This window comes from Albirhodobacter sp. R86504 (assembly GCF_042466415.1).
Classification (GTDB): domain Bacteria; phylum Pseudomonadota; class Alphaproteobacteria; order Rhodobacterales; family Rhodobacteraceae; genus Albirhodobacter.
Map to the genome: position 1 here is coordinate 1180988 of NZ_JAXHCH010000002.1, position 26730 is coordinate 1207717.

At 59.9% G+C, this 26730-nt stretch carries 18 protein-coding genes; 12 read left to right on the forward strand and 6 right to left on the reverse strand.

Features of this window, described 5'->3' with window-relative positions; translation table 11 throughout:
• Positions 1-99: 99 nt before the first annotated feature.
• From SJY32_RS07730 to SJY32_RS07745, 4 genes are all read left to right on the forward strand, one after another.
• Complete coding sequence (locus tag SJY32_RS07730; protein ID WP_376873543.1) at positions 100-1170, forward strand: methionine ABC transporter ATP-binding protein; 1071 nt, start codon at positions 100-102, stop codon at positions 1168-1170.
• On the forward strand, positions 1160-1834 hold the full coding sequence (locus SJY32_RS07735) for a methionine ABC transporter permease (RefSeq protein WP_376873545.1): 675 nt from the start codon (positions 1160-1162) through the stop codon (positions 1832-1834). Before SJY32_RS07730 ends, SJY32_RS07735 begins: the two co-directional genes overlap by 11 nt.
• A 39-nt stretch (positions 1835-1873) precedes the next feature.
• Positions 1874-2650: a MetQ/NlpA family ABC transporter substrate-binding protein gene (locus tag SJY32_RS07740; RefSeq protein WP_376873547.1), complete on the forward strand. Its 777-nt coding sequence runs from the start codon at positions 1874-1876 to the stop codon at positions 2648-2650.
• A gap of 235 nt (positions 2651-2885) precedes the next feature.
• Positions 2886-4526, forward strand: a complete 1641-nt coding sequence (locus tag SJY32_RS07745; protein WP_376873549.1) for an FAD/NAD(P)-binding protein — start codon at positions 2886-2888, stop codon at positions 4524-4526.
• A 128-nt stretch (positions 4527-4654) separates the two neighbouring features.
• Here the strand turns inward: SJY32_RS07745 and SJY32_RS07750 are convergent, their stop codons facing one another.
• Positions 4655-6172: a catalase gene (locus SJY32_RS07750; protein ID WP_376873551.1), complete on the reverse strand. Its 1518-nt coding sequence runs from the start codon at positions 6170-6172 to the stop codon at positions 4655-4657.
• 301 nt (positions 6173-6473) lie between these two features.
• Between SJY32_RS07750 and SJY32_RS07755 the strand changes: the two genes are divergently transcribed.
• The 7 genes from SJY32_RS07755 (at position 6474) to SJY32_RS07785 (ending at position 17352) form a co-directional block, all read left to right on the forward strand.
• Entirely contained in the window at positions 6474-8561 is a 2088-nt protein-coding gene (locus SJY32_RS07755; RefSeq protein ID WP_376873553.1) for a hypothetical protein, read from the forward strand.
• Between the two features lie 348 nt (positions 8562-8909).
• Positions 8910-9893: a hypothetical protein gene (locus SJY32_RS07760; protein WP_376873555.1), complete on the forward strand. Its 984-nt coding sequence runs from the start codon at positions 8910-8912 to the stop codon at positions 9891-9893.
• Positions 9890-11188, forward strand: a complete 1299-nt coding sequence (locus SJY32_RS07765) for a TolC family protein (RefSeq protein ID WP_376873557.1) — start codon at positions 9890-9892, stop codon at positions 11186-11188. Before SJY32_RS07760 ends, SJY32_RS07765 begins: the two co-directional genes overlap by 4 nt.
• A gap of 53 nt (positions 11189-11241) precedes the next feature.
• Complete coding sequence (locus tag SJY32_RS07770; protein ID WP_376873559.1) at positions 11242-13377, forward strand: type I secretion system permease/ATPase; 2136 nt, start codon at positions 11242-11244, stop codon at positions 13375-13377.
• Entirely contained in the window at positions 13374-14543 is a 1170-nt protein-coding gene (locus SJY32_RS07775) for an HlyD family efflux transporter periplasmic adaptor subunit (protein WP_376873561.1), read from the forward strand. Before SJY32_RS07770 ends, SJY32_RS07775 begins: the two co-directional genes overlap by 4 nt.
• Before the next feature lie 92 nt (positions 14544-14635).
• Positions 14636-16045 carry a BamA/TamA family outer membrane protein gene (locus SJY32_RS07780; RefSeq protein WP_376877638.1) on the forward strand — a complete coding sequence of 470 codons (1410 nt, stop codon included), beginning with the start codon at positions 14636-14638 and terminating at the stop codon, positions 16043-16045.
• 335 nt (positions 16046-16380) lie between these two features.
• Positions 16381-17352 carry a response regulator gene (locus tag SJY32_RS07785; protein WP_376873563.1) on the forward strand — a complete coding sequence of 324 codons (972 nt, stop codon included), beginning with the start codon at positions 16381-16383 and terminating at the stop codon, positions 17350-17352.
• A 98-nt stretch (positions 17353-17450) separates the two neighbouring features.
• Here the strand turns inward: SJY32_RS07785 and SJY32_RS07790 are convergent, their stop codons facing one another.
• Both SJY32_RS07790 and SJY32_RS07795 read right to left on the reverse strand, forming a co-directional pair.
• Positions 17451-18080: a LuxR C-terminal-related transcriptional regulator gene (locus SJY32_RS07790; RefSeq protein WP_376873565.1), complete on the reverse strand. Its 630-nt coding sequence runs from the start codon at positions 18078-18080 to the stop codon at positions 17451-17453.
• A gap of 188 nt (positions 18081-18268) precedes the next feature.
• Positions 18269-20650 (reverse strand): response regulator, encoded by a 2382-nt coding sequence (locus SJY32_RS07795; protein WP_376873567.1) that lies wholly within the window; start codon positions 20648-20650, stop codon positions 18269-18271.
• A gap of 553 nt (positions 20651-21203) precedes the next feature.
• Between SJY32_RS07795 and SJY32_RS07800 the strand changes: the two genes are divergently transcribed.
• Positions 21204-23606, forward strand: coding sequence for a beta strand repeat-containing protein (locus SJY32_RS07800; protein ID WP_376873569.1), 2403 nt, complete (start codon positions 21204-21206; stop codon positions 23604-23606).
• Positions 23607-23941: 335 nt separating this feature from the next.
• Here SJY32_RS07800 and SJY32_RS07805 read toward each other — a convergent pair whose 3' ends face one another.
• From SJY32_RS07805 to SJY32_RS07815, 3 genes are read right to left on the reverse strand one after another with little or no spacing between them, the layout of a single operon-like run.
• Positions 23942-24808, reverse strand: a complete 867-nt coding sequence (locus SJY32_RS07805) for an ABC transporter permease (RefSeq protein WP_376873571.1) — start codon at positions 24806-24808, stop codon at positions 23942-23944.
• Complete coding sequence (locus tag SJY32_RS07810; RefSeq protein WP_376873573.1) at positions 24805-25614, reverse strand: ABC transporter ATP-binding protein; 810 nt, start codon at positions 25612-25614, stop codon at positions 24805-24807. Before SJY32_RS07810 ends, SJY32_RS07805 begins: the two co-directional genes overlap by 4 nt.
• Positions 25614-26645, reverse strand: coding sequence for an ABC transporter substrate-binding protein (locus SJY32_RS07815; protein ID WP_376873575.1), 1032 nt, complete (start codon positions 26643-26645; stop codon positions 25614-25616). Before SJY32_RS07815 ends, SJY32_RS07810 begins: the two co-directional genes overlap by 1 nt.
• Between the last annotated feature and the right edge of the window lie 85 nt (positions 26646-26730).

Here is a 26730-nt window from a genome sequence, read left to right on the forward strand (position 1 = left end):
GTTTGAGGGCGTGAGACGGGTTGACCCTCGCGCCATCGTCCTATCTATCCGCCCTGAACTGGCCCCGCATTCTTGGGGCATAGCAATATGGACCTAGCGATGTCACTTCCTGACGAGGCCTCCATCAAGGGGGCTGCCATCCAATTCGAGGCCGCAAGCAAAGCCTTCACCGCGCCGAACGGGAAAACCGTCTCTGCGGTGGATAACGTGTCGCTGACAATTGACGCCGGCGCCATCACCGGGATCATCGGGCGCTCTGGCGCGGGCAAATCAACGATGTTGCGGATGGTGAACGGCTTGGAGCGGCCAACCGGCGGGCGCGTGATCGTGGCCGGACGGGATGTCGGCGCGGCCACAGGCGGCGATTTGCGCGCGATCCGGCGCGATGTCGGGATGATTTTCCAGCATTTCAACCTGCTTTCCTCGCGGACCGTGTTTGACAACATCGCTCTGCCCTTGGAAATCGCAGGGGTCGGCGCGACACATATCACCGCGCGGGTCAACGATCTGATTGAGCGCGTCGGCCTTGGCGCGCAGCGCGATCGGTTCCCGGCCGAGCTGTCGGGCGGACAAAAACAGCGCGTCGGGATTGCACGCGCGCTGGCCACGGAACCCAAGGTTCTGCTGTCGGATGAGGCGACATCCGCCCTCGATCCGGAGACCACGCAAACTGTTCTGGCGCTGTTGCGCGACATTAACCGCGATCTTGGGCTGACGATTTTGCTCATCACCCATGAGATGGCGGTTGTGCGCGACATCGCGAGCCATGTGGCCGTGATCGATGGCGGGAAAATTGTCGAAGAAGGGCGCACATATGATGTGTTCGTAGCCCCCAAACACCCGACCACTCAGTCGTTCCTGTCGGGGGTGATTGGCACCACCCTGCCTGCGTTTATCAAAGGCAAGATGCTCGATCACCGCCCCGATGGCGCCAGCGAAGAAGTCCTGCGGGTGACCTTCGCGGGCCAGCATGCGACCGATCCGATGCTTGCGTTGCTGACGCGCGATCTGGGCATTGCGGTAAATATCCTCGCCGGTGCGGTTGAAGAAATCGGAACGCAACCCTTCGGCAACCTGCTCGTGTCACTTGATGCCGCGCGCGGTGTCGAGGCGCGCGCCTATCTGGAACGTCACGGGCTCGTCACGGAGGTGCTTGGCTATGTCGGCTAATATTTTCAACCTGCTGATGGAGGCGACCCTTCAGACCCTCTACATGGTCGCCGTTTCTACCGTCATCGGCACGCTCATGGGCCTGCCGCTCGGGGTGTTTCTGGCCACATCCCAGCGCGGCGAGATGCTCTCAAAGCCTTTTCTTAACAAGGTATTAGGGCTTATTGTGAATGCGACACGCTCGGTGCCCTTCATAATTCTCGTGGTCGCGATCATCCCGTTCACGCGGGCGATTGCGGGCACCTCCATCGGCACGACGGCGGCCATCGTCCCCCTCACGCTCGCGGCAGTGCCATTCATCGCACGCCTCGTTGAGAACGCGATCCGCGAAGTGGATAGCGGGTTGATCGAGGCGGCGCGCGCGATGGGGGCGACCCCGTTGCAAATTATCCGCAAAGTCTTGATCCCCGAAGCCCTCCCCGCGATCACCCTTGGCCTTACGCTCGCGGTCGTCAGCCTGATCGGGTATTCGGCCATGGTCGGCGCGGTCGGCGGCGAAGGGCTGGGCGATTTGGGTATTCGCTATGGCTACCAGCGGTTCATGCCCTCCGTCATGGCGGCTGTGGTCATCATCTTGATTGTGCTCGTCCAGCTCGTTCAGTCGATTGGCGAACGTCTGGCCGCGCGCGTCGATAAACGTGCCCCCAAAGGGCGCGGTCAATAACACCTCCCTCCCTACACTATGTCTTTGAAGGAACATGCAATGTTGCGTCTCACAACCCTTACGTCGATCTTCGCTCTCGCCGCGACGGCCCTGATGGCCGATGCGATCAAAGTCGGCGTCTCGCCGGGCGAGCATGCCGAGATCATGGAAGAAGTCGCCAAAGTGGCAGAACCGATGGGCCTCGATATCGATGTCGTCGAGTTTTCCGACTACGTGATCCCGAACACCGCGCTTGCGGATGGCGATATTCAGGCCAACTCGTTCCAGCACGTGCCCTATCTTGAAAACCAGATGAAGGATCGCGGGTTCGAGCTGGTGGTTGTGGGCAATACGATCACCACGCCAATGGGGATCTATTCCGACAAGGTCACCGATATGGCCGCGCTCAACGACGGCGCGAAAGTGGCGATCCCGAATGATCCGACCAACGGCGGCCGCGCGCTGCTGCTGTTGCAAGACCTCGGTCTGCTGACCTTGGCTGAGGGCACGGGCCTGATCCCGAGCCCGCTCGACGTCTCCGAGAACCCGAAGAACCTTGAGTTCCTCGAGCTCGACGCGGCGCAGCTTCCGCGCACATTGGCCGATGCGGATATCGCGATCATCAACACAAACTACGCCATCGCGGCAGGGCTGAGCCCGAAAACGGATTCCATCGCGATGGAAAAGGCGCAAAGCCCGTATGTAAACGTGATTGTGGTGCGCAAAGGCGACGAGGACCAGCCTTGGGTGAAAACCCTCGTGGAGGCATACCATTCGGACGCGGTGAAGAAATTTATCGACGATAGCTATGAAGGTGCTGTGATTACCTCTTGGTAATCGCTTGACCAGCTGACGGGAAACGGGAGGGGGGAAACTCCTTCCCGTTTTGCGTTTCAAAGGACGTTTCGGGTGCCTAGGCCATTTTGGTCTTCCGGCCCCCTGTCGCAAGGCTGCGGCATGAAAAACGGATCACCGCATTGCCCTGCGCCTATCTTGGTTTACAGTCTGTCGATGTGCTGGCCACTTGCGGACAGGCCTCACAAAACCACCACCCTGCGCAAAGGATAGCACGATGCCCCGTCCCCACAGCGAGTGCAAACTCGCCATCATCGGATTTGGCCCGCGTGGCTTGGGCGCGCTGGAGGCTTTGGCGACGGCGGCTCAAGACCGCGACTATCTGTTTACGATCGACATTTTCGACCCGACAGACGCGCTCGGCGCGGGGCCGAATTTTCATCCTGACGAGCATGACCTATGCGAACTGAATATCCCCGTGCGGGCGTTGGAGATCACCCCGCCCGATATTTTGCGGCCCCATATCGCGCCGTTTGACATTTGGTGGGATGAAAATTCGACCCCCGAGACCTTTCCGCCGCGCCGCGCGCTTGGCGCTTATTTGGAGGCACGCTTTGCCGCGTTGCGTGCCGCCAGCGCGACATTGAAAATTGCGCATCATGCCGCCTGCGCAACCGCGTTGGAGCGTCGATCTACGGGTTGGTGGATCCTGTCCGAAGACGCGCCGCACGGTCCCTATGACGAGGTTCTGATCTGTGTCGGCCAGCCCGCGACCGCTCCCGATCCGCAATTGCAGCGCTGGCAAAATCACGCGCAGGATCGGGGCCTCGATCTTTGCCCCGCCTACCCCGTTACGGCGCTGTTAACACATGCGCAGGCGTGGCAGGGCCGCGTGGTGGCCATTCGTGGTTTGGGGCTGTCGACGCATGATGTGCTGCGGGGGCTCACCCTCGGCCTTAAAGGGCGGTTTGAAGGCGGGCGCTACATCAGATCCGGCGCGGAGCCGTCGAAGATCATTCCCTTCTCGTTCAACGGGCTCGCCCCCGCCCCCAAACCCGCCACGGCCGAGATCGACGCGCAGTTCGATCTGACGACAGCAGAGATCAGCGCGTTCACTGATGCAATGACGCGCGCCCTGTCCCAAGCTGGCGCGACGGCGCTGGAAACCATCAGCGCCGCGCTGATCTCGCCTGTCTCGCGTATCCTCAATCACTGCGGCGCGACGACATGTGAGGATGACATCGCGCACTGGCTGGAGATCGAGCGCTGCGCGGATGCGACGCATGAGCACGGAGATACGCTGGAGGAGTTGCGCCGCACAATCGCGATGGCGCGTGGCCGCACCCCTCCGGCGATTGATTACACGATCGGGCAAATCTGGCGGAAGCTGCAAAACGAGATCCGCGCGGCATTCAATAGCGCCGAAATTTCGCCCGCGACCGCCAAAGCCGTGATCAAGTTCGACGAAGGGCTCAAGCGGTTTAGCTACGGCCCCAACGTTGTCGCCTCCGAGCAATTGGAGATGCTGATTAAAGACGGTCTGGTGAGCCTGCGGATCGTGGAAGATCCCGATATCGCGCTATGCGCGCAAGGCTGGCAATTGGTTGAGGGCGAGGATGAGATGCTGGCAACCGCCATGATCGACGCGGTTTTGCCAAGCCCCGATCTGGACCACGTAACCGACCCACTTATCCGCAGGGCGGTTGAGGGCGGCTTTATTCTACCGCTCGACGAAGGGTTGGGCGCGCAGACCGGTCCGGATGGATCCCTCAACCAGCGCAATTTGGCAGGGGCCGGATCCGCGTGTTTGCTGGGGCGTCTTTCATTGGGCAGCGTCATCGCGGCGGATTCCCTGCATGACTGTTTTGGTGCATCCACCGATCGCTGGGCGCAGGGCCTCTTAGAGCGGCGCGGTTAACGCGGCGCGGTTGACGCGATGGGGCGGCAATCGCGATGGGGCGGCAATCGCGATGGGGCGGCAATCGCGATGGGGCGGCAATCGCGATGATCGCCGCCCCGATATCAGATGTCACCGTCGGTTGGCGATCATCCGCTGATGCTTTTGGCTGAGGCAAGCCCCGGCGCGGTCGATGGCCCCCCGAGCTTGTCGCGCACAGCCGCCTCGATGCGCGCGCCGACCGTTGCATCGATGTTGCGCCAGTAGTCAAACGCGCGGAGCAGGACTTTCTCACTCACCCCGTCCGCCAAATGCCCCGCCGCGTTGGCGATGAGCCGCTCTCGCGCGGCATCGTCCATCACTTCGCGCACCAAAATGCCCGCCTGCGTCCAGTCGTCATCGTCCTCACGCAACGTGTAGGCCTTGCGGACCATATCGCCGTCCGAATGCCACAGGCCCGCCTCGTCATGCGCCTGAGGTTGGGCGGCGGGACCGCCGTAGGAATTCGGCGCATAGACCGGGTCCGCAACATTCACGGTGCGCCCGGCGCCATCCTTTGAATAGCTATGGACTGGCGACTTGGGCGTGTTGACGGGGATGTGCTTGTAATTCACGCCCAACCGCGCACGGTGCGCATCCGCATAGGAAAATCCGCGCGCAAGCAGCATCTTATCGGGCGAGAGCCCAACTCCTGGCACCATATTATTGGGCTCAAACGCAGCCTGCTCAATCTCCGTATGGAAATCTGTCGGATTGCGGGTCAACGTCAGTTTGCCGACCTCAATCAACGGGTAATCCTTATGAGGCCAGACTTTCGTAAGATCGAACGGGTTGATCCGATACGTTTTCGCGTCCTCAAACGGCATGATCTGCCATTTCAACGTCCAGCTTGGATGGTTGCCCTCAGCGATGGCGTTGAACAGATCACGGCGATGGAAATCGCCATCTGCCCCTGCCATCTTATCGGCTTCCTCCTGTCCGAAATATGCATTGCCATCTCCCTGATCGGTATGGAAATGGAACTTCACCCAGAATTTCTCACCCTGCGCGTTGATTAAAGAATAGGTGTGGCTGGAATAGCCATTCATCTCGCGCCACGTGCGCGGGATGCCACGATCCCCCATCAAATAAGCGACCTGATGCGCGCTTTCGGGCGATAACGTCCAAAAGTCCCACTGCATGTCATGGTCACGCAAATTGTTATCCGCGCGACGCTTCTGGCTGCGGATGAAATGCTGGAATTTCATTGGGTCGCGAATGAAAAACACGGGAGTATTGTTCCCGACCATGTCGAAATTTCCATCCTCGGTGTACATTTTCACCGAAAAACCCCGCGGATCGCGCCATGTGTCAGGGCTGCCCCGCTCGCCTGCCACGGTTGAGAACCGCATGACGACATCACATTCGGCACCCGGCTGGAAAATCTTGGCCTTAGTGTATTTCGAGACATCCTGCGTCATCTTGAACGTGCCGAATGCGCCCGAGCCCTTGGCGTGAGGCTGGCGTTCAGGGATACGCTCGCGGTTAAAATTCGCCATCTGTTCCAGAAGGTAGTGATCGTTCAACACGATCGGCCCATCAGGGCCCACTGTCAGGGAATGCTCGTCACTCTGAACGCGGATCCCCGCATCGGTCGTCGTCGGCGGGGTATCTTTTTTAGTGGTCATGCTGTGCCTCTTTGGTCAAGTCATTGAGGAATGCTCTGCACAGACCCAACACGCGAGAGGCAGGAAAGTTCCCGAAGGCGGGTTATCCGCGCGATTGGCGGGCTTGCCCCGTTGTGCGCGCCCACGTGGGCGTGTCTGATCGTCGGCGCTTATCGATTTCGTTTGCAAACCCACAGGAATATCCATACTAATGTATGCAACCACCACACGACACCACCTTTCGACACTGCACGACCTTCTTGATGTCACCCCCTAGCCAAACGATGGCGAAATAAGACCGCAGCGATTTGGAGCAAAGTTCTTGGCGAACAAGAATACCCAAAACGGCGCCCAAACGCGCCCTGACGTTCAAGAGAACGCGCATGGCCTCACTCAGGCCGTGCGCGTTGATCGTGAGGATACGACAGGGAAATCCGGCCTTCATGCGAGCGCAAGCGCGATCGGTATGGGGCTGGCTTTGCAAGCCGCATCGCCAGACACCCAAGCCGTTCTCTCCCACGCCGCCAATCTGACCCCCACCACGGCCGACCCTGCCGCGCAGTCCGAGCAAGGCGCCGCTGCGACGCAGGGCGTCGAGGCGATGGAGCCGGCTTCTGGCGCCGCGCCACTGCCGGAAGGGGCGGCAGCGCCCTCGCTCACAAGCGAGGTCCAGCCAGCCGAGACTGAGACAGCAAACGCAGAGATAGGCCGCTTAGGCAGTGCAACCGAGCGCAGCAGCTATGTCGAGACGCCCAATGCGCATCTCCACGTCGAGGCCGCCTCGCAGACGATTGCCTCGACCCATTCAACATCAACAACAACCTTCCCCACCGCTCTGCAACCAACAAGGCCGGCCTCGATCTTGACGGAGGAGCCCGACGCCACAGACCCGCTTCCAACGGCTCCCGTTCTTACGGATGGCCCTGCGGACACTCCCGCCACGCTCCCCGATACCCCCGTCCCCGAAGTGTCGCCCGCGCCGGACGTTGTCGACACAGTGACCGACGTGCTCGACCCCGTTCTTGATACCGTTACGGACGTCGTCGACACAGTGACCGACTTGCTCGACCCTGTTCTGGATACCGTTACGGATGTCGTCGACACGGTGACCGATGTGCTCGACCCCGTTCTTGATACCGTCACGGACGTCGTCGACACGGTGACCGACGTGCTCGACCCCGTTCTTGATACCGTCACGGACGTCGTCGACACAGTGACCGACGTGCTTGACCCCGTTCTTGATACCGTCACGGACGTCGTCGATACAGTGACCGACGTGCTTGACCCTGTTTTGGATACCGTCACGGACGTCGTCGATACAGTGACCGACGTGCTCGACCCCGTTCTTGATACCGTCACGGACGTCGTCGACACAGTGACCGACGTGCTTGACCCCGTTCTTGATACCGTCACGGACGTCGTCGATACAGTGACCGACGTGCTTGACCCTGTCCTTGATACCGTCACCGACGTTGTCGATACAGCGACGGATGTGCTCGACCCTGTCCTTGATACCGTCACCGATGTTGTCGACACAGCGACGGATGTGCTCGACCCTGTCCTTGATACCGTCACGGACGTCGTCGATACAGCGACGGATGTGCTTGACCCCGTCCTTGATACGCTTGCCCCTGTCGTCGACACCGTGGCCGATGTTTTGACACCTGTGACGGATCTCACCGGCTCACTTGCTGGCGGGCCGCTCGGATCAATTCTGGGCCGCGAGGGGCTTGTGGGCGGGCTTTTAGGGGGCACTGCGCTTGGATCGCTTATTCCCGGCCCGCTTCTTGCGGCGGATCTGCCGGAGGAGACAGAGGCGCAGGCCCTCGACGTCCAGTCTGATGCCGAGCTTGATGATCTTTTGGGCGGGCTTCTCGGCGGATCTGCCGCAGGAGGCGTGACTGGGGCGCCCGCAATTGAAACCCTCACCGGTGGCGCCGCGCCCCTAGATCTCGCGCCCGACACGCTTTTGGCGGATTTGTTGGGCGACATTGATGTGTTCGGCCTTGGCGCAGGGGATGCGGCCCAGCACGACGACCTGAGCGTGAATGATCTCATCTCTGCACTCACTGGCGAGGACGAAATTCTCTCCGCTCATACGGGAGATGACAGCGGCTTCGCACCGGATGCAGAAATCGACAGCCTCCTGAACGACCTATTGGGCGAAAGTGGCGAGACGATTTACGGCACAGCCGCCGAATTTGAAGCGCTACTCGGAGAAGGCGATCCAAGCGCGCTTGGCGACGGGCTGTCGGGCACCCTCTCGGACGGCCTTTCGACGACCGATGACCTTTTGGGCGACGCTGCTATCGAAGACGCGCTCCACACCCTATTCGAGGCTCCGCTGGAGACGACTGGCGGATTGTTGGGCGGCCTCGGCTCGGGCCTCTCTGGCGATGACGAAGCATAATATTCGTAATCTGTCCAATATTTGACCCCTCATTTTTGAGGCGCGCATTATCTAAAATGTCGCGGCCAATCGCGCTTATTCACCACACAGACACGATCTTATCCTAGGTATATCAAGTTGAATTATAAAAATCGCGCGCCACTCAATTCGAATATTTTTAATTCTTTGCGTTAACGCCCCCATCTGACGCACGAAGGCCTTGATTATTCATATCAAAAATTCGATAAAGATTCTGTGACGTATATGTTTGGTGCGAGCCTTAATACCTTTGCGAACCGAGTTGTTTCGCGAGAAATCTGAAGGTTTTTTACGGTGCCAGTCAAATAAACACATGGGGCGATCAACAAAATGGCTATCGAGATCACAACGCAAAATGTTGGTGCCCCGATCCCATCGCCCCAGTATGTTTTGTCGCCCCTGAAGATTTCCCATCCAACAGATATTCGCCTCACTCAAAGCAACGCAGCCGTCCAAAGCTATGACAAAGTTGGCGCCGACCTGATTGTGACCTTCGCGGATGGTGAAACGCTTATCGCCACAAATTTCTTTGTCATTGGCGAGACTGGTGATTTCAGCCGGCTTGTCGCAGCGGATGGCGAAGTCCTTGTAACGGGTTTGCTCGCGCCCGAACCCAACGACACACTCTCGCCCACCGAGAGCTTCGCGCCGATTGATGCGGGAGAGCCAGGCGGATCATCGATGCAGGCCGTCACGCAAGAGACGGGCAATTTCGGTGGCGCATGGGCAAAGCCAGCCCTGTTTGCAGGGCTGGGCTTCTCATCGGGCACAGTTTTGTTCGCCAATAATGATGAGGCGACAAGCGCCTCGCCCGTCGCTTCAACCACAACATCGCAGGACGAAGCTCTCGACACCGAGGCCCTCAGCACCGATGCCGAGCCAGTAGCCGTCACCCCAATCGAGGGCGCAACCGAGGAGGCCGAACTCGCGGCGGAGGTGGATCGCTTTGTCGGCGCGCCCGATGCGAGCTCGGATGACATGGCGTATTTCTACGATGACGCCTCCCAAGCCGGCGGTTCTGCGTCCCCGTCCGACAGGGGCGCGTTTGCCGAGATGCGCGCATCAGACGATGAAGGCGATGCCGCAGCATTTAAGAGCACGCAGGAAGATGCCGAAGATTTTGGCGCATCTCAGAGGTCGCCTGATGATCTCGTGCCTGTGACGACCAGTGAGCCTGATTATTTTGGCGCACAGACCACCGATCTCTCGGGCGCGCATGTGATGAACGCCCATGGCATCGCAGACCACACAGTCCTTACCCTCGCCGCGCCTTCCGATCTTCTGTCGGAGTTCATCTTGGAGTCCGACCTATGATCCGCCGCCCGCGCCTCTCTCACGCCCTCAGGGCCCCCACGCCTAAGATCCGCACCCAGCCGCGCAAACGCATCGTCTTCATCGCCGCGCTGCTCGCATTGACCACATCCCCCGCCACGGCACAGATGAGCCTCAAACAGGCCGTGCTGAGCGCGGTCGAACGGGATGCAAATGTCACGGCCCTCCGCACCCAAGTCGCCAGCCGGTCAATTGACATCCAATCCGCGCGCGACGGTTATTACCCCAATATCAGCCTCTCGGGCGACAGTTCGACCACGTCAACCGATGGCCCCGGCATCACCCTCACCGTGACGCAGGTGCTCTACGATTGGGGGCTGATCCGCAACACGATCTCCGCCGCCTCGCAGGTGCGCGTGCAGGCCGTATCGGATCTAAAGATGGCGGTCGAGGATATGACGCTTCAGGTCGCGGAGTATTATCTCGACACCGAAGCGATCGATGAAAAAATCCGAAGCACACGAACCTATTACGCCTTCACGCAACGCATCGCCAAACAGGCGCAGGATCGGGCAAGCGCCGGTTTGAGTGATATCGGTGAGGTGGCGCGCGCGCAGCTGGAGATTGCGCGGGCGAATGATCAACTGGCCCAGCTTGTCGCCAATCGCAGCATCGCCTTATCGCAAATCGGATTTCTGACCGGCACCGAAGTGACGCAGTTGGCGCCGCCCCCTGCCCTGAACTTTGATCGCCACTACGCAAACCCTGCCAAGATCCGATCCGCCGTCCGGATCGCTCCGGATTACATCGCCGCCCGCGCGAGCACAGCCGAGGCGGCCGCCCAGATCGACATTGCGAGGGCCTCCCGTTACCCGACGATCAATCTTCAGGCGCAGGCCCGCGCCGACCTGAACGGTGGCGCGACGAAGACGGCTTTGGGCCTGTCGGCGGGTGTTGACCTCAGCTCTAGCGGGCTTGGCAAACGCAAGATCCAATCGGCACAGCTCAATCTGCAAGCGGCCGAGGCCACCTTGGTATCGACCGAACGCCAATTGACGAATACCGCCACCAGCGCCCTGCAACAGCTCCAAATCCTGCGCACCAGTGAGACATCGCGCAGAGCGCAGCTCAATGAGGCCGCCAACGTACTCGACGCCTATGAGAAGCAATTTATCGGCGGCCAGCGCGAGCTTCTCGACCTGTTGACCACGGGGCGCGATCTTTACGACGCAGAAATTGACCAGATCGAAACCTCTGAGGAACGCAAACGCACCGAATACACCGCCGCCCGCGATCTTGGCGTGCTTGGGACACTCATTTTCACGAGCTCGAACTGATGCCCCTGATCCCCACCCCAGACCGCTCAGACGACACCTTGCAAGGAGTGTAAATGATGGACGACCCACATTCAGATCCGCTCGTTGCCGGCCTCGTCGAGCTTTGCCGCGTTCAAGGGGTGGCGACCAATCCGACGCAATTGACGGACGGCCTACCGCGCGCGACCGGCGAGCCTCTGACGGCGGCGCTTGCGCCCCTAGCCTTGCGGCGCGCGAATATGAGCTGCCGGATCAGTCGGGAGCCTGTGCAAAAGCTTCCCATCCACAGCCTTCCGGCGCTGGTGTTCTTGACGGATGGGCGCTGTGTCGTGCTGGAGGAAATCTCCCAACACAAGGCAAAACTCATCCTGCCCGAGACGGGCGGTGGGCGGGCGCTTTGGGATCTGCAAGATCTTTTAGCCGCCCATGACGGGCGGGTGCTGATTTCAAAGCCGCTGGATATTGTCGCGGACCGCTTGGACGCGCGCAGCAAAGATGACCGGCACTGGATTTTGGGCCCCGTGCTGGGGAACTGGCGAATTTATAGCAATGTCATGCTCGCCTCTTTCGCCGCAAACCTCCTGGCTGTTGTGACGGCGCTATTCTCGATGCAAGTCTATGACCGCGTCGTGCCCAACAACGCGTTTGACACCTTGTGGATTTTGGCGAGCGGCGTGGGCATTGCGATCTTGCTCGAATTGATGCTGCGCCTCATGAGGGCCTCGCTGATTGATGTTTCAGGCGGCGATCTTGACTTGAGGTTGTCATCGCAACTCTTTGACAAAGTTACGAATATGCGGCTATCGGCACAGCCCGCCTCAACGGGTGTCTTCGCCAACCAAGTCCGCGATTTTGCAACCGTGCGCGAATTCTTCACGTCCGGCACTGTGACGGCGATTTGCGATTTGCCATTCGTTTTGATCTTTGTCGCGGTGATCTGGTCGATCGGTGGGCCGATTGCCCTTGTGGTGCTGGCGGGGGTGATCCTGACCATTTTGCCGGGCCTGTTGATGCAAAAAAGATTGGGGCGCGCGTCACGCGAGAACACGCGCGAGGCCGCCGCCCTCAATGGTTTGCTCCTTGAAACGATTAGCAATTTAGAGACGGTGAAGGCCGCCCGCGCCGAGGGGCGATTGCAGCGGGCCCATGCTCATTTGACCGCAACAATGGCGACAACATCGCTGCGCACACGCGGGCTGACCAATCTGATGACCCAGCTTGTCAGCTCCGTTCAAAAGCTTGCTTACGCTGGGGTAATTATCGCTGGCGTTTACCTGATCAGTGCGGGGGAGCTGACGGTCGGTAGCTTGATTGCGTGCACCCTATTGTCGAGCCGCGCGATGACGCCGATGGGGCAAGTTGCTGGTTTGCTTGCGCGCTGGCAGCATGTGCGCGCCGCGATGGAAGGTCTGGACAGGATCATGGACCTGCCCGTCGAACGCCCGAATGACCGACATTTCGTTCGAAAATCGCATCTCGACGGCACCTATCACTTGGAGGATGTGGTCTACCGCCATGACCCCCAAGCCCCTCCCGTTATCTCGATTCCGTCGCTCAAAATCGCTGCGGGCGAGCATATCGCGTTGCTGGGCGGCAACGGCGCGGGGAAATCCACATTGCTGCGCCTGCTCGCGGGATTGACCGATCCGCAATCGGGCAGCGTTCTTGTCGACGATCTGTCCCTCAGCCAGATTGACCCGATCAACCGTCGGCGGCAAATCGGATACCTGCCCCAAAGCGTTGCGCTGTTCCAAGGAACCTTGCGCGATAATCTTTTGCTCGATCACGGGTTGCACAGCGACGACGAACTTCTTGGCGCGCTTGATGCGGTTGGTCTGGGCACGTTTGTGCGTCGGCATGTGCGCGGGCTGGATTTGCAAATCCACGGAAATGCGAATGTCTCGGGCGGGCAGCGCCAATCCATTGGCCTTGCGCGTGTGCTCTTGCAGGACCCTCGTATCGTGTTGCTGGACGAGCCGACCGCCGCCTTCGATCATGTCACAGAAGCGCAGGTGATCTCGCATCTCAAAACCTGGCTAAAGGGCCGCACAACGATCATCTCGACGCATAAACGCGAGCTGTTATCCTTGACGGAACGCGCGGTGGTTTTGAAGGACGGGCGCGTTGCGCGCGACGGCGATCTGCTGAAAATCCTGAATACGGCACGTGCGAATTCCGCGCAAAAACATCCCGTTAAGGCCGTCACATGAACACGGACTACGCGCTCACAAGTCATATCGACGGCAGCTATCGCCGCAAGGCGCTGAAACAGGCGCGGCTGGTTATTCAAGCCATCGTTCTGACCCTGATTATCGCAGTCACTTGGGCGGCCATCGCGCAGATCAATGAAATCACGCGGGGTGACGGCCGGGTGGTGCCCTTGCGGCGGATGCAAACAATTCAGAGTTTGGAAGGTGGCATTCTCGCCAATTTGCAGGTGCAAGAAGGGGATATCGTTGAGGAAGGTCAAGTCCTTGCCCAACTCGACCCCACGCGGTCCGAATCCGCATTCCGCGCGACCCAATCCGAAATCATTTCGCTGCAAGCCGAGGTCGCGCGCCTCGAAGCCGAAGTTCTCGAAAGGCCCGCGCTCGATTTTGGCCCCACCCCGAACGAAGCTCAAGCGACCGAGCTACGCCTATTCACCGCGCGCCGCACGAAATTGGAAGCCTCCATCAAAGCCCTCGAAGCCGAGCACCGCACCATTCAGGAGCAACTCGACATCGTCGGCCCGCTCGCGGCAAACGGCTCCGTCAGCCGGATCGACCTCCTCCAGCTCGAACAAAAGCGCGCCGAACTCGAAGGAAAACTCGGAGAGACGCGCAACGTCTACGTGCAAGATGCTTATAAAGACCTTGCCGAACGCCGCGCGAAACTGACGGCTTTGCAACAAGAACTGGTGCAAAAGCAGGATGAATTCACGCGCACGGAGATCCGCTCACCTGTTGCGGGACGGGTCAATAACATTGACATCACCACTCTTGGCGGCGTGATCCAGCCGGGCGAAAAAATAATGGAAATTTCGCCCGCTGACGATCAACTGATGATCGAGACCAAGGTCTTGCCGCGCGATGTCGCTTTTATTGCGCCCGGAATGCCCGCATCCGTCAAAATCACCGCCTATGATTTCTCGACCTACGGCGATCTGACCGGCACTGTGACGCAAATATCCGAGGACACCGTCGAGGAAGATACCGCCCAAGGCCCGCAGGATTTCTACCGCGTGATGATCCGGACCGAGCGCAGCTATCTCGAGCGGTTCGGCGAGAAATTCATGATCCGCCCCGGTATGCTGGCGCAGGTCGATATTGAAAGCGGGGATAGATCGGTTTTGAGCTATCTCACGCGGCCGCTCATCAAGGCGCGGCTGCGGTAAGCGGCCCGCGCCCGTCCTACATGCGCCCCTCCAACTATGCGCCCTGCCCCCAACCTGCCCCCGCCCTGCGCTGCGATGATCCTTTTTTGACTGTGAAAGCTCCCCTGCCCGTGCCCACTCAGACCAAACTCCCGACACGCTCCGATCCCCGGTTGGCTCCGCCGCGCGATACTGCCTCCGCCCGCGCGCGCGCGCTTCGTCTGACTTTGGGACTTGGCATCGCCGCCCTTCCCGTCACGCAAGGTCTGGCGCAGGAGACGCGCATCGTGCGCAATGTCGAGGTGCGAGGCGCAGAGTTTATTCCTGCCGATCAGATTCAAATGACCTGCGGCGCCGAGGTGGGCATCGCCTATAGCGATTACGATTTGCGCGCGATTGAGGACTGTTTGCTGTCGACTGACGCGTTTGAAACGGTAGCGCTTTCGCGCGAGGCCCAAACACTTGTCATTACCGTGCAAGAACTCAACACGCGCCCGGGCCGCATCGAAGCAAGCATCGGCTATGTTTCGCAAGACGGGCCGACCGCCCGGGTGTCGTTTGAACGCTATAATCTTTTTCCCAAAACCTACGGATCGGTCAGCCTTGACTATAACTCGGAGATCCAGAGCCTTTCTGCCGCGCTCTACCACACCGAGATTTTTGACACGCAGTTTGATCTCGGGATCGATCTCATTCTTGGTCAGGCCGAGTATGATGACCGCAGCTACTCCCAAAATCTGTTCCAGATCGAACCCTATCTCGCGTGGACGCCCCGCCCCGACCTGCGGCTGGAGGCAGCGCTCGGCGTCAGGGACCAAGAGATATTTGACGTTGATCCGGACGCCAGTGCCCTATTGCGGGCAGAAGATAGCGATGCAATTACCGCGGCTTACCTTCGTTTCGGGGTCGAACACGCTGGCGGCGATCTTGCGCCGGACGGCGACAGGCCCCGTTCCCAAGGCGGTGGGGCGCGCTTTGGGTACCGTGTCACGCTGAACCAATATATCTGGAACATTGGCACGCCTGATGCTCTTTCGGACACCCGCCTGAGTGCCGCAAGTCAGGTCCCGCTCTCCCCCGATATCCGCTTTCTCGCAGGGCTTAAGGCGGGCACGGTTCACGGCATCGATGGCAACGCAACCAGAGCGCTTGATCGCACTTACCTCGGCGCCGACCGGTTCCGCGGGTTTGCACCGCGCGGCCTTGGCCCCGTAGATAGCGGCGACTATCTCGGCGGCAACAGCTATGTCGTCGCAAGCTTTGAGGTGCAACGAGACTTCGGCCAGACTTGGAAAACGCCAATGCGAGGTGGCCTTTTCATTGATACGGGCGCGGCTTGGGGGCTCGACGATACGCTTGGTGGCGAGATCGACGACGCCTTCCACCTGCGCAGCAGCGTCGGCGCATCGTTGACCTTTGACGTTCAACAAACACCCGTAAGCCTCTATGTCGCCCACCCATTTCAAAAAGAGGTAACCGATGATGCACAGATCTTGGGCCTCTCAATCGGCCTGAGTTTCTGAGAAACGCACATGTTGGCGGGAGTTGGGCCGCCGACCTCCTGCCCGCAACAAAGACGCCGCAAAGCCCAAAAAGAAGATGCATTCTAAAGTATGTCGTGTTATCGAAAGATATATGACAGTCTAACCAAACTGCGGGATCTCGATTTGCCTCTTTCGCCCCTCCCATCGGATAAACCGATCATGGGCACGTGTTCAGGGCGCCCCACACGGCGCAGAACGCGACCAGATCGCAAACACAATTGATCATCGCAGCCATCAGATCCGCAGCGCGGCATGACCGCGGATGCGTGCATCCGAAACGGGGGCGCACCCCCTGCACAAACGGGAAATAGGGTATGAAAATACTTGCAGTGGATGATGATGCGATCGTGCGCGATATGATGGCGGCGATGTGCACGAGACTGGGATATCCTGACATTGTTACCGCTTGGTCAGGCGAGGCGGCCCTCACCCTGCTGATGGATGAAAGCTTGACCTTCGATTGCCTGTTGCTTGACATAAGTATGGTCGGGATGAATGGTATCGAGCTGTGCCGCCACGCGCGGTCCATGCCGCGCTATGCCACTTGCCCCATCATTATGCTCACGTCGATGCGAACGCGCGATTATGTTGAACGGGCGTTTGAGGCCGGTGCAACGGATTATACGACCAAGCCTTTTAAAGTATCAGATCTAGGGGCGCGCCTGACGACCGCCGCCGAGCATATCGCGGCCCGCCACAGTGAGGTGACCCGCGCCCGCCAGACACATGACGCTGGGCGCGACATGCCGCCCCGCACCCTCGCGCAAGAAGTGTCGCTTCCCGGCTTCCCCGATATTATCCGATACCATTCTCTCGGGAACTACCTGATGCAAATGTCTGCGGTGGGCTTGAGTTGCTCGCAGGTCTTCGTCGTCAAGATAGATGATATCGAAACCATCTTTGAGCGCGCCACCGAAGACGAGTTCCAATACGCGCTAAGCGAAGTCGCGGATGCAATCCGCTCCGCGTTGAGAACCCAAGGCCATATGATGGCCTATAAGGGCGACGGGCAGTTCATGATCGTGATGGGGAAAGGCTCCATCAGCCTCGCGAGCGAACTCGAGGATGAGATTCATTCCTTCATCGACATGAAGGAAAGCGAGTATGATGACGGCACGCCGATGCGGTTGGAGGTATCGATTGGAAACCCCATCCAGCCCCATTTGACCGGCGGCGAAACCGCTTGGCTCACATTTGATCGAGCGATTTCGAGGGCTCTGACCCGCTATGACCTCAAGCCGCGCCGAGATATGGCCGCCCCTCAAACGGTTGCCCTCGCGCAATAGGGTGGCGTTTTGAGCCTGCTGCGGCGGGATCATACCCCGCGGGCGCGCATTACGTGCATAAACATCGCGCAACTCTAAGGATTTGCGCGATCCTCGTCTCAGATGATGTTCATATCGCGCGCCACAATCACCGCTTGCGTGCGGTTGCTTGCCCCGAGCTTGGAGCAAACGGATTTAACGTGCATTTTTACCGTCGCTTCTGCGAGTGACAAAGCCTCGCCGATCTCGCGGTTGGGCATCCCCTCCGACAACAGCGCGAGCACGCCCAGTTCGCGGTCTGAGAGCGAGAACGTGTTTCCCGCTTCGCGCGCCTTAATTCGGTGCGCGTCCATCAACTCGACAGGCACATACCGCCCGCCATTCGCCATGAACCTGATCTCATTGGCGAGCTCTTTCAAAGAAGCGGTCTTCAAAATCACACCTGCCCCGCCGACGGACAAGATTTCCGAGACGATCTGAGACGACGGATTGCTCGTCAAAATTCCAACAGGCTGCCCGCCGTTGCTTTCCAGCGCTTTGCCCATGCCTGATACGCCGTTCATTCCCGGCATGTTCAAATCCAGAAGGACAAGATCGAAGGGTCCCTCGTTTTCGATCTTCACCAAAGCGCCCTCCAAATCCAAAGCGGTCGTCGCTTCGAAATCCGGCAGGCTCGACAAGAAGTGCTCGAACATCTCGATCACCATCGCATGGTCATCCGCGATGAGGACTTTCAGCAGTTTAGACATTGTGCGGTGTATCCCTTTGATCGGCAGCAGCTAATTCCGCATTTTAAAAAATCAAGCAACCAGAAAGCCTCATTGGATGAGATAACCGCCCCAAGTTCCCCGCCTCACGCGACTATATGTGGGAAACTTGGTGTGTGTGGCAAGCCACGATCCTCATGCAGGTTGGCGCCTTGGCATAGCGGCGGTCTCTACCTGTCTGACACATTATGCGTTGCCGTGAGGGCCTCCGTGGCGCGTGCAGTGTCGGTGAGCGCGATTTCAACGCCCCAAATTAACGGGGCCAAATCGACATCAGGCTCGTTGAGCGCGAGCTCAAGCGCCCGTAAACTTCTCTCAAGGCGCTTCAACCCCGCAAGACCGCATGCCCCCGTCGCCGCATGCAGCAAACGCCCCGTATCCGCGACAATCCCCTCCCTTGCGATATCAGCAAGGACCGACTGCGCCTCGATTTGCGCACGTCGCATGAATCGCTCGGACCCGACCAGCCCCAGATGTTCGACAAGCTCAGAGACAACATTCTGCGCAAGAACTTGATATTCCTCGTCTCCCTGCCCTCCCTTACCAATAAGCGTCAAGGAGTTTGCGCGCCTCACAGCCGTCCGCTTTGCGGCATTTGCCGGTTTTCTCGGCTCGTCCTTGGCTGCGCTTGTTCCCGCGTCTTGGGGCACGGTGACGTCCGCGACAGGTTGCGCATCTGCGGCTGTCACCGGCGGGACATGTGCTGCATCGGCGGTTAGGGCGTCGAGAATGGAGTGACAAAGCGTCGCCGGAAGAATGGGCTTTTCAAGGACACGCTGCATCCCCGCCCGCACGCAGGCATCCGTCAACCGATGATCAACATGCGCGGTCAACCCCAGCATTTTCCCGCGCCACCCCAGCGTCCCATCGGTTTGGGCGCGTGTGATCCGGCGGACCAACTCCACGCCGCTGATGAACGGCAAGGTCATATCTGACAACATCACGTCGATCTGCGCCGCCTTATCGCTGTGTAAAATCTCCAACGCTTCGATGCCGTTCTCTACCCCTTGCACACGCGCACCCGCACTGCGCAGCATCTGCACAAGCCAATCACGGCTCGACGGGCTATCCTCGACGACCAAAATACCGACATCTTTCAAAGACGGGGCGCCTTTGGGCGGTGCGATCATGTCGCCGCCACTCGCGTTCAGGTAATCCCGCGCAAGGCCGCGCTTGAGGGTAAACGTCGCGCGAAGACTGGCGCCGAGCACTTCCCCCGGTGATCTCGCGGCATCTTCGGGTAAGAGTTCACCGTCCATCCCCCGATCACGGATCTCCAAGCGCCCCCCTAGCTGTCGTAGCGCATGTGCGAGGACATCTAGTCCGGAGGACGCGCGATCCGCTGTGCCGCCGGCCCTTGAGACTTGTTCACGGCCCTCCATGGCCTGATCCAAAGCTTTGTTAAGACGCTCTTTTTGCGCATCAGGCATACCGCCGCCCTGATCACAGACCTCAATGCAAATTGCATAGGCAGGCTCCGCGCCAATGACGTGCGGCGTGGGTTCTTGCAAGTCATTCGGTGCGCCCGCCATCCCGTGGGCGGATGCGGCAGGGTGGCTCTTGATAGTCGTCGCACCCCCGTCCGGCGCCCCCCCGTCCGTGCCCCCCCCGTCCGGCGCTGTCACGGGGGCCGTCATCCCGTCCAAGATGGGCGACAGCGGCCGACAGCGAAGCGCGACGCTAATTTCCTTACCGCCATATTTCACAGAGTTATCAATCATATTCTGACACAAGGCGCGCGCGAAGCGGACAGGACCATGCACCCAAATATCCTCCGACGGCGTCATCGATAGCGAAATCGTCGCCCCACGCGCCTCCGCGATCGGCGTGACCATGGCCAACAGACCGCGCATTTCACTCGAGATGCAAAAATCTTCGTCGGGTCGCAATCCACTCAGGCCCTGCTCCCCGCGGATAACGCCCAACACATTGCTGATGTGATCAAGCGCGAGCGCCGCGGCACGCTGCAATTGAAGGCGCTGGATCGTTCTGCCATCGCCAGTTTGCCCGCCCTCAAGGGCATCCAGCGCGGTCTCCGCAGCGACGAGCAGCGATTGGATCGGGGTGCGAAGATCATGCGCGACACGCATCAACGTCGCCGCGCGGGCGCGATTTCGCAGCCAAGTCGCCTCTTGATCTGTCTCCGAAAGCCGTAGCAAAAAGCTCTCCGCCTGCCCGAGCGGCAAATGAACCAGTTCGCCTTCGACATCGCACTCCCCAAAACGCAACTTGATCCGCACACTGCCGGCGCGCTGCGCCCGCGTGCAAAGATCAGGCCAGTTCAGGTCTGCACTGGCCAGCGCAGTCCCCAGCGCCTCCCCCGCAAGGCCGAGCCGCCGCGCGGGTAAGTTGGCCAAAAGAACCTCCCCAAACTCCGTCGCCAGTACCGCCGCGCGCCGATCAGTGCCAATCATCCGCGCGATCGATTGAAGCACAGGACGGTAGGTCGCCATAGTCGCATCGCGATTCGACCCAAGGTCGCGCGCCCCCCCGACCTGCGCGCCCCCGACCTGCGCGGCGCCGTTTGCATCCGATGACGTGGTGTGATCCATACCTAGCCCCTTATTGTCTGGCGCGCCCGCTGATTGAGAAACGATACGCTCATATTTCAGCGTCAATCGGAGATTTCTTGCAAAAAGCCGCGCAGAACTCCGATTTGGTCATCGCGTTACAACTTTAGTATGGATCTTCTGCATTTATCCCACAAGGAAATTGTCACAGGTTGACTTCAGCCCCCTCAAGGCTCGCAACTCCAAGATGTGTATCTTGATTGTCCACCCTCTGCATGAGGCCAGGCCGCCTAAGCCCCCGACGCGTATCCGCCCTAAAAAATAGGAGTATTACGGTCAGGTCAGCAGTGCTCAATCTCGAATAATCAATTCTATACAATGCGCTCAATGGCGCTTTGCACGAGACAATGCGCGCAACTGGGCGCCGCCTTCGCGCAAGCAGCGCCAGTCGATGCACCCTTCGATAACATTAGAAACAACTCTTTCGTATTGACATCAACCTATACTGTATGTGTTATACATACTTTAGATTATATCTACATACTTTATACGTGACGCACCAACGGGCGCACTGTCAGACTGAGGAGTTTACAAAATGGCCAATACCACCATTCAGGCAGGCACCGAGATCGGTATTCCGATCGATGCCGCCGCAACCGACATCGCGAACTATGCCAAAAACGGGGATGATCTGATTGTCTCGTTGAAAGATGGCAACACGATTACGGTGCTTGATTTCTACACGCCTGCAGAAGGCGGTTCGCTGCATAGCTTGCGGCTCAGCGATGGCACCGTCATCGACGAGACTGCCGTCGGCGCTGGCGCCGGCCTATCGGACGAAGACATCGCGGCGGCTGTGGCTATGGGCGGTATCGGCCTCGCAGCGCTGCTCGGCAGTGGGTCGAGCGGATCGGCTGACGGCACCGACCCGACCGATGGAACTGACCCCACCGACGGGACCGATCCTACCGACGGAACTGATCCGACCGATGGAACTGATCCAACCGATGGAACCGATCCTACCGACGGAACTGATCCAACCGACGGAACCGATCCTACCGACGGAACCGATCCTACCGACGGAACTGACCCGACCGACGGGACCGACCCGACTGACGGAACTGATCCAACCGACGGGACCGATCCTACCGACGGAACTGACCCGACCGACGGAACTGACCCGACCGACGGCACCGACCCGACCGACGGAACTGACCCGACCGACGGCACCGACCCGACCGATGGAACAGATCCAACCGACGGCACCGACCCGACCGACGGAACTGATCCGACCGATGGAACTGATCCAACCGACGGCACCGACCCGACCGATGGAACTGATCCAACCGACGGGACCGATCCGACTGACGGCACCGACCCGACCGACGGAACTGATCCAACCGACGGGACCGACCCGACCGATGGAACAGATCCGACCGACGGAACCGAGCAGGCTGGTATCCTCGATCCGCTTCTCGCTGACGGTGGGGTGCTCGGCGCCATTACTGGCAATGATGCTGCGCTCGGTAGCGTGACGGGTTCCGATGGCCTTCTGGGCGATATTGTCGGCGACGACGGCCTGCTTGACGGGCTCTTGGGCGACCGCCCGTTGCTTGGTGACGGGCCCGTTGAGGAGAACGGCTTGATCGGAAACGTAGAAACAACGCTTGATGGCGTCCTTGAAGGCGTCAACGGTCTCCTTGGCGGATTGGGCGGCACGACAGACCCGCTCGGCGGACTCGATGGTGTCACAGAAGGCCTCGACGGGGTGACTGGCGCGCTTGATGGCGTGACGGGCGGCTTGCTGGATGATCTGCTCGACACAGTCATCGGCGAGGACGGCGTGGTGGATACGACCCTCGACACCGTGGGTGGTCTGGTGGATGGCCTGCTGGGTGATGGCACCCCGCTCGACGGCGTCACCGGAGTGCTCGACGGCGACCTTCTGGGCGGCGACGGCGTCACGGATCTGCTCGGCGGCCTTGGCGATACCTCCGATCTGCTCGGCGGCCTCGACGGGGTGACTGGTGCGCTTGATGGCGTGACGGGCGGCTTGCTGGATGATCTGCTCGACACAGTCATCGGCGAGGACGGCGTTGTGGATACGACCCTCGACACCGTGGGTGGTCTGGTGGATGGCCTGCTGGGTGATGGCACCCCGCTCGACGGCGTCACCGGAGTGCTCGACGGCGACCTTCTGGGCGGCGACGGCGTCACGGATCTGCTCGGCGGCCTTGGCGATACCTCCGATCTGCTCGGCGGCCTCGACGGGGTGACTGGTGCGCTTGATGGCGTGACGGGCGGCTTGCTGGATGATCTGCTCGACACAGTCATCGGCGAGGACGGCGTGGTGGATACGACCCTCGACACCGTGGGTGGTCTGGTGGATGGCCTGCTGGGTGATGGCACCCCGCTCGACGGCGTCACCGGAGTGCTCGACGGCGACCTTCTGGGCGGCGACGGCGTCACGGATCTGCTCGGCGGCCTTGGCGATACCTCCGATCTGCTCGGCGGCCTCGACGGGGTGACTGGTGCGCTTGATGGCGTGACGGGCGGCATGCTGGATGATCTGCTCGATACAGTCATCGGCGAGGACGGCGTTGTGGATACGACCCTCGACACCGTGGGTGGTCTGGTGGATGGCCTGCTGGGTGATGGCACCCCGCTCGACGGCGACCTTCTGGGCGGCGACGGCGTCACGGATCTGCTCGGCGGCCTTGGCGATACCTCCGATCTGCTCGGCGGCCTCGACGGGGTGACTGGCGCGCTTGATGGCGTGACGGGCGGCCTGCTGGATGATCTGCTCGACACAGTCATCGGCGAGGACGGCGTTGTGGATACGACCCTCGACACCGTGGGTGGGCTCTTGGGCGGCGATCTGCTGGGTGGCGGATTGCTGGACGGAGGCCTGTTGGGTGGCGACGGCGTCACGGATCTGCTCGGCGGCCTCGGAGGGGCGAGCGATCTCCTCGGTGGGTTAGACGAGCAAGCTATCTAAAAAGAACCTAGTCACATCAACGCCCCCGCAGTCACGCGGGGGCGTTTTTCATTGATCAACCGCGTTGCTATCCGCGCCTCATGCGCGCCAGCGTCGCCCCCCCCTTCGCGAGATGATGCCCGTGTTTGAGAGATGTTGCCCCCCTTCGCGCGAGGATGCCCCCCTTCGCGCGATGATGCTGGTGCTCGCGTCATCGTGGAAAGCCGCGAAGAGACCGCCCATGTGCCCATCGCCTTCCCCCAACGCCCGTCGCGCGCCGTCAAAAGGGCAATGGCCCCGCGCGCGCCGCAGGGCCATTGCATTGGCGATTGGTTCGCGGGGACGCGCAGACGGGCCTAGCCCTCCGCGCCCGCCGCGACGCGTTCCTTGTGCCAAAACACAAAGCGGCGCTGCACCCATGAGACAAAAGCAAAGAGACCGAGGCCGATAATCGACAGGTACAAGATCAACGAGAACACGCGCGGCGTATCCAACTGGCTCGCGGCGGTGCGGATCAGCTCGCCTAGCCCCTTGCCACCGCCGAGAAACTCGCCCGTGATCGCCCCCGCCATAACCCCGACAGAGGCAATCTTCAGCCCCGTGAACATCTGCGGCAAAGCCAGCGGCAACTTCAGTTTGAAGAGCGTCTGCAGCCGCGATGCGCCCATCGTTTTGAACAGGTTGCGGCTGTTCGTATCGGCGGCGTGAAGCCCTGCCGCAGTGCCCACAACGATCGGGAATGTGGCGATAAAAGCGGCAAGTGCCACTTTGCTATCGATATCAAACCCAAGCCATGCCACGAACAAAGGCGCAAAAGCGACCTTCGGCATCGTATCGATCGCCACCAGATAAGGCATGATCGCGCGCTCGCCAAAGACGGTTTCACCCACCAAGACCCCAAGCGCCACCCCAATGAGAAGCGCCAGCAAGAAGCCATAGAAAACCTCCTGCAACGTGATCCAAAGCGCCCCCAGCATATACCCGCCCGTCAGCACGTTTTTACCAACGAAAATCAGGTCGAGCAGGGTCTCCTTCGGGGATGGCAGGATGATCGGGCTCACAAATCCAAAGCGCGTCAGCCCATCCCAAATCGCGACAAAAACGATAAACACGAAGATCATTTGCACCGAACGCGGCACGGTTTCTAGCCAACCACCCTCGGCATCCCACACCGTATCCTCCAGCGTTTGCGGATCGGTATCTGCGATATATTCGATCGTCATAGGAAGGCCTCCTTGTCCAAACGGCTGCGGATGTGTTCAACCAATGCCCCGAATTTCGGCGTGGTCATCATATCCAGCGTGCGCGGCCGCGGGAGATCAATCTCGACAACCTCCGCGACGCGGCCCGGTCGTGGCTTCATGACATAGACGATATCCGACAAGATCACGGCCTCGGGGATCGAATGCGTGACCAAAAACGCCGTTGCATCGCGCGATGTGCAGATCCGTTGCAATTCCATATTCATGAAATCGCGGCTCAACTCGTCAAGTGCGCTAAACGGTTCATCCAGCAGCAAAACGGCCGGCTCCGTGATCAACATCCGGCAGATCGACGCCCGCTGCGCCATCCCGCCGGATAACTCGTTTGCGTAGGTATCCTCAAATCCTTTCAGCCCGACAAGCTCAAGCAGCTCGCGCGCCTGAACCTCCGCCGCTTTTGCGGCCGCCTTACCATCACGAATTTCAATCGGCAGGACGATGTTTTCCAACGTCGTCCGCCAAGGAAACAATGTCGCTTGCTGGAACATCATGCCGATATCGCGTCGCGGGCCTTTCACGGGTTTGTTTTGCAACATCACCCGCCCCCGAGAGGGAGAGATCAATCCCGACATGATTTTCAGCAATGTCGATTTGCCGCAGCCACTTGATCCGATGACCGACGAGAAACTGCCCTTGGTGAGCGTGAGATTGACGCCCTCCAAGGCAGTGATCGCATTGCGGGCGTAGGTCTTGCCGACGTTGCTGAGCTGATAGACCGGCTCTCGAACTGGGGTGGGAACGGATAATAGGGCTGCGGCGGGTGACATTATTGCGCGCTCCCGTTCACTTTGAGGGTAAATTCATTGGTGTAAGCGGCCGTCAGATCGGGGAGTGGTTCGGCCAACTCGCCGCCCTCAATCTGGACAGTTTGCCATTCCTCCCAAACCTCGGGGGGTTGATAGCCATAGCCGTTGCTCAGATCTGTTGGCACGGATTTGTCCAAAATCGCCTCGAGTAGAGCTTCCGCGAAGGCGCGATCCTCGCTTTCTTGCGGATTGCCCGCCGCCATGTGATCCATGACTTTTTCGCGGTTGGCCTCATCCAGCGCAAACATATGACCGCGGTACACCGCGCGGACGAATTTCTCGACCAGTTCGGGATTGTCGCGAATGGTATCGCCCATCGTCACCAAGCCGTTGCCAAAGAAGCGCACGAATTCGGGCGGGGTGATGTCGCGGACTTTGACGCCGCGGAAATTCAAAATCGCCGCATCTGCCGCAGAGGAGGAATAGGCCGCGATTTCGCCCGATGCCAATCCCGCCGAGGCTGGACCGCCGTCGCCGACCGTCAGGAACGAGTAATCCGTGCCCTCCGTCATGCCCGCGCCCGATAGCACGTTGCGCGCAAACCCGACCTCCGAACCATCGGCAGATCCTGTGCCAACAACTTTTCCCGTCAGATCCTTCGGGACCTGAACATCGCTATCTTGCGGAACAACAAGGCTAAAGTTGTTCTTGGCCGCGTGGTTATAGATGAACACGGCATCCACCCCGCGCCCCCGCGCGGCGAGCACCGGCCCGGGACCAGGGCGACCGAACTGCGCCTGCCCTGAAGACAGGGCCTGCAAGACCGCCCCCGATCCATTGATCGCCTGCGGCGAGACTTCGAGCCCCTCCTCCGCAAAGAACCCCTCGCCAATCGCTGTATAAATCCCAAATGAGTTGATCGCAGACGCGCTCGGCGACACGAATGTGACTTTGGTCAGCTCTTGCGCCGCCGCTGATCCCGCGATTGCGAGCGGGGCTAAAACTACGGCGCTTGTCATCAAGGCCGCGAATGTCCGTCTTTTAAGCATCATCTATCCTCCCAGATTGTTCAGCTTTATGATCGCGGTGCCTCATCCTTTCGCCCCATCTTTTCAAAGAGGGCCTCCCTTGAGCCAC

What these genes read in the sequence shown, in the direction of transcription:
- SJY32_RS07730 (WP_376873543.1), top strand. Translation starts at nt 100, where the DNA reads ATGTCACTTCCTGACGAGGCCTCCATCAAGGGGGCTGCCATCCAATTC.
- SJY32_RS07735 (WP_376873545.1), top strand. Translation starts at nt 1,160, where the DNA reads ATGTCGGCTAATATTTTCAACCTGCTGATGGAGGCGACCCTTCAGACC.
- SJY32_RS07740 (WP_376873547.1), top strand. Translation starts at nt 1,874, where the DNA reads ATGTTGCGTCTCACAACCCTTACGTCGATCTTCGCTCTCGCCGCGACG.
- SJY32_RS07745 (WP_376873549.1), top strand. Translation starts at nt 2,886, where the DNA reads ATGCCCCGTCCCCACAGCGAGTGCAAACTCGCCATCATCGGATTTGGC.
- SJY32_RS07750 (WP_376873551.1), bottom strand. Translation starts at nt 6,172, where the DNA reads ATGACCACTAAAAAAGATACCCCGCCGACGACGACCGATGCGGGGATC.
- SJY32_RS07760 (WP_376873555.1), top strand. Translation starts at nt 8,910, where the DNA reads ATGGCTATCGAGATCACAACGCAAAATGTTGGTGCCCCGATCCCATCG.
- SJY32_RS07765 (WP_376873557.1), top strand. Translation starts at nt 9,890, where the DNA reads ATGATCCGCCGCCCGCGCCTCTCTCACGCCCTCAGGGCCCCCACGCCT.
- SJY32_RS07770 (WP_376873559.1), top strand. Translation starts at nt 11,242, where the DNA reads ATGATGGACGACCCACATTCAGATCCGCTCGTTGCCGGCCTCGTCGAG.
- SJY32_RS07775 (WP_376873561.1), top strand. Translation starts at nt 13,374, where the DNA reads ATGAACACGGACTACGCGCTCACAAGTCATATCGACGGCAGCTATCGC.
- SJY32_RS07785 (WP_376873563.1), top strand. Translation starts at nt 16,381, where the DNA reads ATGAAAATACTTGCAGTGGATGATGATGCGATCGTGCGCGATATGATG.
- SJY32_RS07790 (WP_376873565.1), bottom strand. Translation starts at nt 18,080, where the DNA reads ATGTCTAAACTGCTGAAAGTCCTCATCGCGGATGACCATGCGATGGTG.
- SJY32_RS07795 (WP_376873567.1), bottom strand. Translation starts at nt 20,650, where the DNA reads ATGGATCACACCACGTCATCGGATGCAAACGGCGCCGCGCAGGTCGGG.
- SJY32_RS07800 (WP_376873569.1), top strand. Translation starts at nt 21,204, where the DNA reads ATGGCCAATACCACCATTCAGGCAGGCACCGAGATCGGTATTCCGATC.
- SJY32_RS07805 (WP_376873571.1), bottom strand. Translation starts at nt 24,808, where the DNA reads ATGACGATCGAATATATCGCAGATACCGATCCGCAAACGCTGGAGGAT.
- SJY32_RS07810 (WP_376873573.1), bottom strand. Translation starts at nt 25,614, where the DNA reads ATGTCACCCGCCGCAGCCCTATTATCCGTTCCCACCCCAGTTCGAGAG.
- SJY32_RS07815 (WP_376873575.1), bottom strand. Translation starts at nt 26,645, where the DNA reads ATGATGCTTAAAAGACGGACATTCGCGGCCTTGATGACAAGCGCCGTA.